Here is a 13,725-nt window from a genome sequence, read left to right on the forward strand (position 1 = left end):
TATGAAATTACCAGTTAAGTTTTTAGACAATATGAAAGAAATACTAAATGATGAATTCGATGCTTTTTTAAAAAGCTATGACGAAAAAAGGTATTATGGACTTAGAGTAAATACACTTAAAATTTCAGTGGAGGAATTTTTGAAGATTTCTCCTTTTAATTTGAGTAAAATTCCTTGGACCCGAGATGGATTTTACTACGAAGAAGATGTAAGACCTGCTAAATCGCCTTTTTATAATTCAGGGCTATATTACATACAAGAACCATCTGCTATGTCTCCTGTTGAATTTTTAGATGTTAAAAGAGGACATAAAGTACTGGATTTATGTGCAGCGCCTGGTGGAAAGAGTATTCAAATAGCATCAAGACTTCAAGGTGAGGGAATGCTTGTAACTAATGATATAAATTCAAGTAGAGTAAAACCTCTTGTTAAGAATATAGAAATGTATGGAGTATCTAATGTATTAGTTGTTAATGATTCTCCAAATAGACTTTGCAAAAACTTTGAAGGATTCTTTGATAGAGTTTTAGTAGATGCACCTTGCTCTGGTGAAGGTATGTTTAGAAAAGATGAAAAACTCATAAAGAGTTGGGAAAAAGACGATATAAGTATATACCCTGATATGCAAAGAGAAATACTAGATGAAGCAGCCAAGATGTTAAAGGTTGGAGGAAAGTTAGTATACTCTACTTGTACTTTTAATAAAGATGAAAATGAAAATATGATACAAGAGTTCTTAGATAATAACGATAACTTTGAGTTACTTAATATAGAAAAAATCGGTGAAATTTCTGAAGGTTTAGGACTTGAAGAAGTTGGAAGATTATGGCCTCATAAGTTAAATGGAGAAGGACATTTCTTAGCTCTTTTACAAAAGACAGATGGAGAAAATAAAGAGTACAAGAGCTTAAAGGATAAGAAGAAGCCTGAGTGCTTTGAAGAATTTGAAAAAGAGAACATGAATACAACTTTAAACGGGAACTTTATAACTATAAATGACAATCTATATTTAGCTCCAAAGGATATGATACAGACTAAGAATTTAAAAGCTGTTAGAACAGGTCTTTTACTTGGTAAAGTGGTTAAGAATAGATTTAAGCCGTCACAGGCGCTTGCTATGGCACTTAAAAAAGAAGATTTTAAAAGAGTGATAAACTTAGACGTGGGCGATCCAAACGTTATAAAGTATTTAAAGGGAGAAACAATATTTACAGATGGTGAGAATGGGTTCAACCTGATATGTGTAAATGGATACCCACTTGGATTTGGAAAATTAAATAGAGGTACTTTAAAGAACGGATATGAAAAATCATGGAGATGGGTGTAGGAGGATATTATGGCTAAAAAAATGAGAATCGACAAGGTATTATCTAATATCGGATATGGAAGCAGAACGGAGATTAATATATCTTGCAAAAGAGGATTAGTTGTCGTTAATGGAGAGGTTGTAAAAAAGAATTCAACTCAAGTAGATCCAGAAAATGATGAGATATTATTTAACGGAGAAAAAATCAATTATAGAGAATTTATATATTTAATAATGAACAAGCCAGCAGGTTGCATTTCAGCAACAACTGATAAGTGGGATCAAACTGTTATTGATTTATTAGATAGGGAACAAATAGCATTCGATCCTTTTCCAGTTGGAAGACTTGATAAGGATACAGAAGGACTTTTAGTAATTACTAATGATGGAAAACTATCTCATAGATTATTATCTCCTAAAAAGCACGTTCCAAAAACGTATTATGCAAAGATTGATGGAGTGGTAACAAATGAAGATATTGAAGCTTTTAAAGAAGGCGTAGTATTAGATGATGGATATAAGACTTTACCAGGAGAACTTGAAATATTAAAAAGTGATGATATATCTGAGATAAACCTAACTATACATGAAGGAAAGTTTCATCAAGTTAAGAGAATGTTTGAAAGTGTAGGCAAAAAAGTAGTATATTTAAAGAGAATACAAATGGGTAAATTAAAATTAGATGAAAGTTTAGAGCTTGGAGAATTCAGAGAGTTAACTAAAGAAGAACTAGAATTACTAGAGACTAAATAGGAGCTGATAATTATGAAGTTTGAATTTGATACACACTGTCATACGATTGCCAGTGGACATGCATATAGTACGGTTCATGATTTAGCAAGAGAGGCTAAAAATGTAGGCCTTAAGATGTTTGCTTTAACAGATCATGCACCAGCAATGCCAGGTGGACCACATGTATACCATATAGCTAATCAAAAAGTAATACCTAGAGTTATAGATGGAGTATTCGTTTTAAGAGGAGTTGAAGCGAATATTATCGACTATAACGGAAAGTTAGATATGGATGAAGAGTTTTTACCAGAGCTTGATTTAGTGCTTGCAAGTCTTCATGATGTTTGTATAAAGCCTGGAACTAAGGAAGAGAACACTAATGCACTTATTAAAGCTATAGAAAACAAGTATGTAGATATAATAGGACATCCTGGAAACCCATCATTTGATATAGATGCAGAGAGAGTTTTACAAGCTGCAAAGGACAACAATGTACTAATAGAGATAAACAACAGTTCATTTGGGAAGAGTAGACCTGGAAGTAGAGAAAACTGTATCAAAATAGCTAAGATGGCTAAAGAGATGAACGTCAAATTAGTTGCAGGAACAGATACTCATATAGCATTCCAAATAGGAAGATTTGATCATGTTAAGGAAGTATTTAAGGAAGCTGGAATTCCTGATGAGCTTGTGGTAAATAACTCTTTGGAGAGTTTTATAGATTATTTAGATTCTAAAGGAAAGAAAAATATTAAGGATTTCAAAGAACTTATTTAAAATACTGTACGGTGGAGGTTAGGTGTGAAAAAGAGAGATATAGTGCAACTTAAGATTGAGGGTATGGATTTTGGTGGAAATTCATATGGATTTATTGAAGGTGAAAGAGTTGATGTTAAGGGTGGTATTACTGGACAGACTCTTAAGGTTTTAATAAAGAAAATTAGAAAGAATAAGATAGAAGGAAAGTCACTTGGATTAATAGAGAAGTCTGATATGGAGACTTGTGATACTTGTGAGCATTTTGGATTTTGTGGTGGATGTTCAATGCTTTCTGTTCCTTATGAAGAGCAAATTGAAATAAAAGAGGGGCAAATACTTGATTTATTCTCACAAGAAGATTTTGTTGGATTTAAGTTTTTAGGAGTTGAAGGAAGTCCTCAGAATCATGAGTATAGAAACAAGATGGAGTATACTTTTGGTGATGAGCAAAAAGATGGACCTTTAACACTTGGTTTTCACAAAAAGGGAAGAGCTCTTGATATAATAACGGTTGATACTTGTATTTTAATAGATGAAGATTATAGAAAGATACTTAAGAGTACTGTAGAATATTTTGCAGAGAAAGGTCTTCCATATTATAAGACTATGCCGCATACAGGCTATCTTAGAAATTTAGTTGTTAGAAAAGGACTTAATACTAAAGAGATAATGGTTAATATAGTAACTTCTACTCAAGCTGATTTCGATATGACTGAGTATAAGGATATGTTATTAGGTCTTGATACTGATGGTGAGATGGTAAGTATTCTTCACACAGAAAATGATGGACTTGCGGATGCGGTTCAGTGTGATAAGTTGAATGTACTTCATGGAAGAGATTATATATATGAAGAGTTACTTGGACTTAAGTTTAAGATATCTCCATTTTCATTCTTCCAAACTAATACAAAGGGTGCAGAAAGACTTTATCAAATAGCTTCTGAATTCATAGGAGATCAAAAGGATAAGGTTGTATTTGACTTATACAGTGGAACTGGAACTATAGCTCAAATGATATCAAAGAGTGCTAAGAAGGTTATAGGTATTGAGATTGTTGAAGAGGCTGTAGAGGCTGCTAAGGAAAATGCTAGAATAAATAATATAACTAATTGTGAGTTTATAGCAGGTGATGTGGCTCAGAAGGTTAAATCTATAAAGGAAAAACCAGATTTAATTATAGTTGATCCACCAAGACCAGGTATTCACAAGAATGCTTTAAAGGATATAGTAGGATTTAATTCTAAAGAGATTCTTTATATATCTTGTAATCCTAAGACTTTGGTTAAGGATTTGGTTGGATTTGAAGATGGGGGATATGGAATAGTTCAGGTTAAAGGAATGGATATGTTCCCTAATACGCCTCATATGGAGACTGTTGTACTTCTTCGTAAAAAGAATTAGAAAATTGTATAGTGCTTAAATCCAAATAAAGCTTATTAAAATACCACAAATGTATTAAATGTTTTTATAAAGCATTTAAATCATTTTCTAATATTTTAATAAGCTTTATATTTTGTTTTGATTTTTATATATTAGAAAGTAGATTTTAAAAAAACTGAATTTATATTTACACTTCTAAAAATAATATTATAAAATTAAGTTATAAAGTGAAAAATAAGATATAGACTTATGATGTATAAAGAAAGGGAAAGCATTATGAAAATAGGAACAGTAGGAACAGGTGTAATTGTAGAGGAATTTTTAAATGCAGTAAAGGAAGTAGTAAATGTTGAATGTACAGCTGTTTATTCAAGAAAGGAAGAAACAGCCAGAGTGTTAGCAGATAATTATAATATAAAACAAATATATACGGATTATGATAAATTACTTAAAGATGAAAACGTAAATTTTGTTTATATAGCATCTCCAAACAGTATGCATTATGAATATGCTTTAAAAGCATTACAAAATGGGAAAAATGTTATTTGTGAGAAACCATTTACATCAACTGTTGAAGAAGCAGGAACATTGATAGAATTAGCGAAAGAAAAGAGCTTGTTTTTATTTGAGGCAATTACAACATTACATTTGCCAAACTATAATAAGATTAAAGAACAGATTGAAACTTTAGGTGAAATAAAATTAGTTCAATGTAATTATTCTCAGTATTCAAGTAGATATGATAAGTTTTTAGAAGGAATAGTGACAAATGTATTCAATCCTGTATTTTCTGGGGGAGCATTGGCAGATATTAATATTTATAATTTACACTTTGTAACTGGAATGTTTGGAAAAGCAAAGGAAGTAAAATATATTGCTAATATCGCTGAAAATGGAATTGATACATCTGGGATCGCTACTTTAAGATATGATGATTTTGTATGTGAGTGTGTAGGAGCTAAAGATTCATATAGTCCAAGCTTTGTTATTATTCAAGGAACAAAGGGATACATAAAATTAAATAGTCCTGCTAATCAATGTCTTTCATTTGAAATTGGGATTGGTGATAAAGTTAAAACTTATAACGAACAGAAATTTTCAAATAGGATGGTTTATGAGGTAATAGAATTTATAAATATGTATTATAATAATGATTTGAAAAAGTGTTATAAATTATTAGAACATTCTTTAAGCGTTGTAGACACAGTAGTAATGGGGAGAAAAGATGCTGGAATTGTATTTGCAGCAGATAGTAAGCAATTTAATGAGTAATAAAAAACTAAGAGCTCAATGAGTTCTTAGTTTTTTTATTTGACTAGAATAAGCTAGGATCAAAATAAAATACCTCTCAGACTTAATATGTAGTATTTACAAATTTTTATCTAAAGATATGAGAAATGCTTTAAAAGTAAGATAAATAAGCTTTTACAATAAATTATTTTGTATAATTTTTTTATATAATGTTAATTTCTCGGGAAATATAAAGGTTTATTTATCATGAAATACAGAAAGATCTATGGTAATACATAAACTCTAGTTATTATCTATTTCGTAATAATAGAATTATGTATAGCAACTTTGAAACGAAGTGATAACTTTGAAGATTAGAAAATTAGATTATATAATTGCATTTTTTATATTCATTATACTTTATGAAATTCAAATGATGGCACCGATAACATTGGAAGTTTATTTCTAGGTGCATTTATTAGTTCTGCTATAATAGGAACTATAACTAACATGATGAGAATTATAATTAATTTTATTATTAAGCCCAAAAGAAAATAGTTTTATATTGTGAATTAAAAGAGGTAAAAATATGAAGAAATATATAAATATTATTAAAAATAACCTTTATTTTTCTCTCAATTATGTAACAGATAATGAAAAAACTAGGAATTTTATAGTGAAATTAGAAGTGAAAGAATTTGATATGGATTAAAATAAATTAAGCTATAGGTCTTATTCAATGCCTACCATTAAATATCAAGATTATATAATATTTTTCACGTTGTAAAAAAATGGATAAAAAAGACTGATGTTAGAGGAGGATGAAAGAATCGCAAAAATTTTTACTAATTTAATATTAATGAGAAGTGGATATCTTCTATATCTAATAAAAAGGTAAGATAAATATGTATATATTAGAAAGAGCAGTAGATATTAGTTTAGATATATACATTTATATTGTTGGATAATACTAGAATAGCCTAGAAATACAATATTTTCTAGGTTGTTTTAATATGCAAATAATTTCTACAAAAATAATATTAATTAGATTAACTAAATCTACAATTAAAATATAAATGGTGATAAATTTGCTAATAAATTTAATTAAAAATTTAATTTATTTTTTTGAGTATTTAAAATTATTTTTGATATTAAATAAGTCTGGAGTAACTTGAAAACATACCTTTTGTGCATAAGATATATACAAAATAATGAAATTATGAAATTGAAGAAGAAATAAACTTATTACAAGCGTTTAATATAGATTAGAATACATCAGAATGGGCTAAAAGTGTATTGTTATTTATGGAAAAAGATTGTCTGAGATCCTCTGATTTGAATGGATTGAACATATAATAAAATTAATATTATGTATAAATTTTATTATATGGATATTGACTATATAATAACTATGAAAAAGAATAATTTAGACTATTCTGATAATGAAAAAAATACAGAAAAATGTGTGAAAAAGTCTATAAAAACAAAAATAATGATTAAATTTTCTTGTAATGAAGTATAAATTGTGGTAAGATGTCAATGTAGTCAGAATTTTAGAAGTATTCAATGAAAAAAGGAAAACGTTTACTGGAATTATAAAATCTTCTAATTAACTTGAATACATTCTGATTTATGACAAACATATTTTAATAAAGTCATAGGAGGGAATCATAATGACAAACTTGTTAAAGCAATGGAATAAGTTAAGTTTAGTTAAGAGAATCATTATAGGCTTAATCGTCGGAATTATTTTAGCTATGGTAGCTCCAGAGGCAGCAAAACCAATAGGCCTTTTTGGATCATTATTCGTAGGTGGATTAAAAGCAGTTGCACCTATATTAGTATTTTTCTTAGTAATGTCTGCTATCTCTCAACATAAGAGTGGTCAGAAAACTAATATGAAATCAATCGTAATTCTTTATCTTTTCGGAACATTTTTAGCAGGACTTGTTGCTGTTGTAGCAAGTTTCGTGTTCCCAGTAACATTAGAACTTGGAGCAGGAGTTGAGAATGTATCTCCTCCAGGAGGAGTTTCAGAGGTATTAAAAGCATTACTTATGAATATAGTTTCTAACCCTGTAACAGCACTTTCTAATGCTAACTATATAGGTATTTTAGCTTGGGCATTACTTCTTGGACTTGCATTAAAGAATGCACCTGACACTACAAAAACAATGATTACTAATTTTGCAGATGCTTTAGCTCAAGTAGTAAGATGGGTAATAAGCTTTGCACCACTTGGTATTATGGGTCTAGTATTTGATACAATTGCTACAAATGGTATTGGATCTTTACTTAGCTACGGACAGTTACTTGCTGTACTAGTTGGATGTATGTTCTTTATGGCATTTGTTGTAAATCCTATTATTACATTTGTTGCTATTCGTCAAAATCCATACCCACTTGTATTAAAGTGCTTAAAAGATAGTGGTATTACAGCATTCTTTACACGTAGTTCAGCTGCGAATATTCCAGTTAATATGACACTGTGTGAAGAACTAGGTTTAGATAAGGATACTTACTCAGTATCAATTCCACTAGGTGCTACTGTAAATATGGCTGGTGCAGCGATTACAATATCTGTATTAACACTTGCAGCAGTTAACACTTTAGGTATTAAGGTAGATATGGGTACAGCATTAATCCTAAGCATACTTTCAGCTGTAAGTGCTTGTGGAGCTTCTGGAGTAGCTGGTGGTTCATTACTACTAATTCCTCTTGCATGTAGTTTATTTGGTATTCCAAATGATGTAGCAATGCAAGTAGTTGGAGTAGGTTTCGTTGTAGGAGTTATTCAAGATTCTTGCGAAACTGCACTTAACTCTTCAACAGATGCACTTTTCACTGCTGTTGCTGAATTTGCACAGTGGAGAAAAGAAGGAAAGGAAATTGCTATAACTAAACAATAATAATATGGTGCTTAGACACCTGATAAAGTCCTCTATTGTAGTTATGAAACTACGATAGAGGGCTTATTTTTTTATAAATTCTTAATTATATGGACGCTGTTATGCTTCTTGGTAAAATGAATTAATGGCAGGATTAAGAATGGCAATTAAAAATGGCGATCATTGAAATATTAGAAAAGACATTTCAATAATCGTCATTTTTATTTTAAAGTCCTAAAAAAACTTTAAAACCAAAATAAATGAGATTATATGATGAATTATTTTGTATAAATTTATTATATAATAATTATTTCTCAGGAAATATAGATATTTATGCTTAGATATTTTATTTCTAGTCTAAATACACTTAATTTACATTAAGTATATATCATAAGAGTTTTTAATATAACTAATATGGGGTAAGTATATTGTGGCGAATTCGAATTGAGAGGGAGGGTTTCAATGAATATTGATATAAAAAGCAATAAAAGAAAAAATATATTATATCGATTTGTTCGATTATTTATTCCCGTTATAGGAATTATTTTAATTGTTTTTGGATTGTATTTTAATTGGCAAATAAAAAAAGAAAAAGAGATAGTATCGATTAAGCAGAAAAATGAAGTAAGAGTTCTTAAAAGCATTATAGATGAGATGTTATATGATGTTGTTTCTGATTTAATATTTTTAAGTAATTCCAATAGTGTAAATAATTATTTTCAAACATTTCAAAATAAAAAAGGTGATGAATTAATAGAAACCTTTGTAAATTTTTCAGAGTCTAAAAGAATATATGATCAAATTAGATTATTAGATATTAAAGGAATGGAAATTTTAAGAGTTAATGCAGATAATAATGGAAATGCAGATATTATAGATGAAAAACAGTTACAGGATAAAAGTGATAGATACTACATTAAAAGTGGGTTGAATTTAAATAAAGGTCAAATCTATATATCGCCTATTGATCTTAATATAGAAAATGGTAGAATACAAAATCCTATAAATCAAGTTATTAGATTTGTAGCACCAGTTTTTTCTGATAGCGGTGAGAAAAAGGGAGTAATAGTACTGAATTATAAAGCACAAGATATACTAAATTTAGTTGAGCTTTTTATAAAAAACAATAAAGACTTAAATATTATGTTATTGAATAATGATGGATATTGGATTAAAAGTGACAACATTGAAAAAGATTTTGCATTTATGTATGAAGATAAAAAAGATATATCTTTTAAAAATGAATTTAAATATTTATGGAATTCTATTGTTTCATCAAAACAAGGAACTATTTATAATAACGATATAATTTATTATTATAATACAATTAATCCATTACATAGCTTTGAAAAAAAAGAGAGTAATTACTAAGTTGTAGGTAAAAATAATTTTTCTTTTAAAGTTGTATCTTTTTATAATTATGAGCAATTACATATATTTAATAATAAAGAATTTAGAAAAATAATAAATATTGAATTTTTAATTATAGTACTTTTAACATTAATATTATTTCTTTTTTCTATTGTAATAGAAAAAAGAAAAGAAAGTTCTAAAATATTAAAATTATCAGAGTCAATATCTAAAAATACAAATGAAGCTATTTTAATTACAAATAAAGAAACTAAAATTATTTATGTAAATGATGCATATTGTAGAATTACAGGATATGAAAGAATAGATGTCTTAGGGAAAAAAACAGCACAATTCAAATCGGGTAAGCATTCTAAAGATTTTTATAGAAAAATGTGGGAAGATATTAATCAAAAATATGCTTGGAGTGGTGAGATTTGGGATAAAAATAAAAGTGGTAAACTTTATCCAAAATATTTAACAATTAATAAGGTAAATCTAGATAAAGATATTATTTACATAGGAATTTTTGAAGATCTTACAGAAAGAAAAAAAACTGAAGAAAATATAATAAAACTTAGAAATTATGATGCACTGACTAATTTACCAAATGAAAAATTGTTTTATGAAATTTTAAACAATAGAATTTATTCAAGATCTGAATTCTTTTCAGTTATATCTTTTACAATCGATAAATTCACATTTATTAATGAAAAGTTTGGTTTTGATGCTGGAGAAAAATTGATTTTAAAAATTTCTCATATAATAGAAGGGTTATTAAAAAATGGGGATGTATTATCAAGAACGGGTAAAAATGAGTATATGCTAATTTTGAATCATGCAAAAAATAGAAAAGAAATAATAGAATTTCTAGATAATTTATTTATTAAGACAAAACAAAGTACTATAATCGATGAACAAGAGATATATTTTGGATTAAAGGCAGGTATTGCAATTTATCCAGAAGATACCAAAAGTATTGATGTTTTGATAAAGGAATCAAATATAGCAAAAGAATATGCTATAAAGCAGGGGATAGATGATTATTTGTTTATTAATAATAAAATTAAAGAAATTTATATTGATGAAATTGAACTTGAAAATTTACTTAGAACTGCTTTAGATAAAAATGAATTTTTCTTAACATATCAACCCAAAGTCAATAACAATACAGAAATAATATCTGGTATTGAAGCTTTGATTAGATGGAAAAATAGTAAACTAGGGTATGTTTCGCCTGAACGATTTATACCTATTGCAGAAAAGACAGGGTTAATAATACAAATAGGAGAGTGGGTTTTAGAAGAAGCTTGTAAGCAGTTAAAAATTTGGCATGAAAAGGGTTTAGATAATTTAAGCGTAGCTGTTAATATATCTCCGCTTCAATTTAAGAACAGTGATATGGTTAATTTAATACAAAATACTTTAAAAAAATATAATATAGATGGAGAGTATTTAGAGGTTGAAATTACAGAAACTCTATTAGTGGATAGATTAGATGATGTTAAAAAACAACTATTAGATATAAAAAAAATGGGAGTTATTATTTCTGTAGATGATTTTGGTACAGGATTTTCTTCTTTAGCTCATTTAAAAAATCTACCTATAGATAAGTTGAAAATAGATCGTATATTTATAAAAAACTACCCAGAAAAAGATAATGGATTAATGTCTAAAATAATTATTAATATGGCACATGATTTAGGATTTAAGGTTGTTTCAGAAGGTGTAGAAACTAAAGAACAATTAGAATTTTTAAAGAAAAATAAAAGTGATGAAGTGCAAGGTTATTATTATAGCCCTCCTGCTTTAAAAAGTGATTTTGAAAAGTTATATATAGAAAGTATGGAGAATTCACAAGCTTAAAAATTAATAAATAAGAGATTTATTTATAATTACAAAAGGACAAAACCTCTAAAAAGGATAGGTGATATAATGAAAAAAGAAGAGATAAATCTGAATAATCTAATTAATAGTATTAGTAGTTTAAATAAATTATATGATGTTATAAGAATTATTGATCCTATAAAAAAGAAGGTGCTTGACTTTAGTGAAGATAACATAAAAACTACTAATGCTGGATGTTATAAATTTTGGAAACAAAATAAGGTATGCCAAAATTGCGTTTCTGTAAGAGCTTATAACGAGGATGAACGTTTTATAAAGATTGAATATAATGGGGATAAAGTTTATATGCTTACAGCAATCCCAATAAAAGTTGAAGATGGAAAGGTTATTTTAGAATTATTAAATGACATAACAAATAGAGGTATTTTATTTGATATAGAAGGAAAAGATTCATATGAAATATATAATATTCATAGTTTAAGGGGGATATGATGAATAACTTAAATACTGACAGCTTTATAGATAAATATATATTGAATAATTTTTTAGATAAATGGCAGAAAACTGTTGATATGATGGCTAAACTTTATAATGTTCCTGCAGGACTAATAATGAAAAAAGATGAAGAATCATTAGAAGTTCTTATTAGTAGCAAAACAGAAGGAAATCCATATAATATAAAAGATAAAATGAAGCTTTTTAGTGGATTATATTGTGAAGAAGTGATTAATACTAAGAATATTTTACATATAAAAAATGCGTTAGAAGATGAGAGATGGATAAATAATCCTGATTTAAAATATAATATGATATCATATTTGGGAATTCCTATTAAGTGGCCTGACGGGAATATTTTTGGAACAATATGTATATTAGATACAAAAGAAAGAGAGTATTCCTCAGTTTATAAGGAACTTATATATCAATTTAAGGATATTATTGAGGGGGATTTAAGAAATATTATATATCAGTATGAAATTACAGAAAAGGTTAATGAGTTGGAAAAAAATAGACAAGCATATGAAAAGCTTATTGAAGTTATGCCAGAAGCTAATATACTTATAAAAGATAATAAAATTAAATCTGCAAATGAAGCTGCATATAAATTGTTAGCTATAGACAAAAAAGAGGATATTATAGGAACGGATATGTTAAGCATAATAAAATATTGTGACAATATAAATTTAAATGAAATCATAAAAGGTGTAGAGGAAAAAGGTTTTGTCAGGGGAGTACAAGGGAGTATTACTAGATTAGATGGGGATAAATTATATTTAGAGTTTTCCTCAACATTTACAGAATTTAAGGGTGAAAAATACATACTTTTGATTATGAAAGATATAACTGACAAAATAAAATCTGATCAAATCAAAATGCAATTACAAAAGGAAATTGAAACTGATAGATTAAGGACAGAATTTTTTTCAAATATTTCACATGAGCTTAGGACACCTGTAAATATTATATATAGTGCAGTTCAAGTTATTGAAAGGGATTATAATCAAAAACATATAGATAAAATTGGAAAATACAATAAAATTATTAAACAAAATTGTTATAGATTGATAAGGGTTATTAATAATTTAATAGATATTACTAAAATCGATTTAGGATGTTTTAAATCAAATTTAAATATACACAATATAGTTAATTTGATAGAAGAAATAACATTTTCTGTATCACCGTATATTAAATTAAATAATATGAATGTAGTTTTTGATACTGAAGTTGAAGAAAAATATATAGAATGTGATACTGATCTTATTAAAAGAATTATGCTTAATCTTTTATCCAATGCTATCAAGTATGGAAAAAGTGATGGGAATATATATATTAATATTTATGATAAAGATTCTAAAGTAGATATTAGTATAAAAGATGACGGTATTGGTATTGCTAAAAACAAGCAAAATACTATTTTTGACAGGTTTATACAGGAAGATAGATCATTTACTAGAAAATGTGAAGGAAGTGGAATTGGGTTATCGCTTGTCAAAGCATTTGTAGAATTACAAGGGGGTACAATAACTTTAGAAAGTGAAGAAGGAATTGGGAGTGAATTTACAATTAGTTTTCCTAACAAAGAATTTTATAAAGAAGATTCAATAATAGAAAAAGATATATTAATTACAGATATTATTGATAAAGCAAATATTGAATTTTCTGACATATATTAACGCTTTTAAAATAAAATTTTTATTAAAAATAGTAAACTTTTTATATAACTTAAAC

General features: G+C 27.5%; 12 protein-coding genes. All 12 read left to right on the forward strand.

The window, feature by feature from the left end:
- Nucleotide 1 precedes the first annotated feature (1 nt).
- Complete coding sequence (locus M2214_RS01995) at nucleotides 2–1,327, forward strand: RsmB/NOP family class I SAM-dependent RNA methyltransferase (RefSeq protein ID WP_248482229.1); 1,326 nt, start codon at nucleotides 2–4, stop codon at nucleotides 1,325–1,327.
- Between the two features lie 9 nt (nucleotides 1,328–1,336).
- Complete coding sequence (locus tag M2214_RS02000; RefSeq protein ID WP_248482231.1) at nucleotides 1,337–2,059, forward strand: pseudouridine synthase; 723 nt, start codon at nucleotides 1,337–1,339, stop codon at nucleotides 2,057–2,059.
- Between the two features lie 12 nt (nucleotides 2,060–2,071).
- Nucleotides 2,072–2,815, forward strand: coding sequence for a phosphatase (locus M2214_RS02005; protein ID WP_248482233.1), 744 nt, complete (start codon nucleotides 2,072–2,074; stop codon nucleotides 2,813–2,815).
- Between the two features lie 24 nt (nucleotides 2,816–2,839).
- Nucleotides 2,840–4,198, forward strand: coding sequence for a 23S rRNA (uracil(1939)-C(5))-methyltransferase RlmD (gene rlmD, locus M2214_RS02010; RefSeq protein WP_248482235.1), 1,359 nt, complete (start codon nucleotides 2,840–2,842; stop codon nucleotides 4,196–4,198).
- Between the two features lie 255 nt (nucleotides 4,199–4,453).
- Nucleotides 4,454–5,449 (forward strand): Gfo/Idh/MocA family protein, encoded by a 996-nt coding sequence (locus tag M2214_RS02015; RefSeq protein WP_248482237.1) that lies wholly within the window; start codon nucleotides 4,454–4,456, stop codon nucleotides 5,447–5,449.
- 547 nt (nucleotides 5,450–5,996) lie between these two features.
- A complete protein-coding gene (locus M2214_RS18105) occupies nucleotides 5,997–6,119 on the forward strand; it encodes a hypothetical protein (protein WP_256466695.1) in 123 nt (40 codons plus the stop codon).
- Nucleotides 6,120–6,776: 657 nt separating this feature from the next.
- Nucleotides 6,777–6,929: a hypothetical protein gene (locus M2214_RS02020; protein WP_248482239.1), complete on the forward strand. Its 153-nt coding sequence runs from the start codon at nucleotides 6,777–6,779 to the stop codon at nucleotides 6,927–6,929.
- Nucleotides 6,930–7,080: 151 nt separating this feature from the next.
- On the forward strand, nucleotides 7,081–8,316 hold the full coding sequence (sstT, locus tag M2214_RS02025) for a serine/threonine transporter SstT (RefSeq protein ID WP_248482241.1): 1,236 nt from the start codon (nucleotides 7,081–7,083) through the stop codon (nucleotides 8,314–8,316).
- Nucleotides 8,317–8,757: 441 nt separating this feature from the next.
- Nucleotides 8,758–9,666 (forward strand): cache domain-containing protein, encoded by a 909-nt coding sequence (locus M2214_RS02030; RefSeq protein WP_248482243.1) that lies wholly within the window; start codon nucleotides 8,758–8,760, stop codon nucleotides 9,664–9,666.
- Between the two features lie 204 nt (nucleotides 9,667–9,870).
- On the forward strand, nucleotides 9,871–11,511 hold the full coding sequence (locus tag M2214_RS02035; RefSeq protein WP_256466718.1) for a sensor domain-containing protein: 1,641 nt from the start codon (nucleotides 9,871–9,873) through the stop codon (nucleotides 11,509–11,511).
- Between the two features lie 69 nt (nucleotides 11,512–11,580).
- Entirely contained in the window at nucleotides 11,581–11,985 is a 405-nt protein-coding gene (locus tag M2214_RS02040) for a hypothetical protein (RefSeq protein WP_248482245.1), read from the forward strand.
- Entirely contained in the window at nucleotides 11,985–13,670 is a 1,686-nt protein-coding gene (locus tag M2214_RS02045; RefSeq protein ID WP_248482247.1) for a sensor histidine kinase, read from the forward strand. Before M2214_RS02040 ends, M2214_RS02045 begins: the two co-directional genes overlap by 1 nt.
- Nucleotides 13,671–13,725 lie beyond the last annotated feature (55 nt).

This window comes from Tepidibacter aestuarii (assembly GCF_934924865.1).
Lineage (GTDB): Bacteria > Bacillota > Clostridia > Peptostreptococcales > Peptostreptococcaceae > Tepidibacter_A > Tepidibacter_A aestuarii.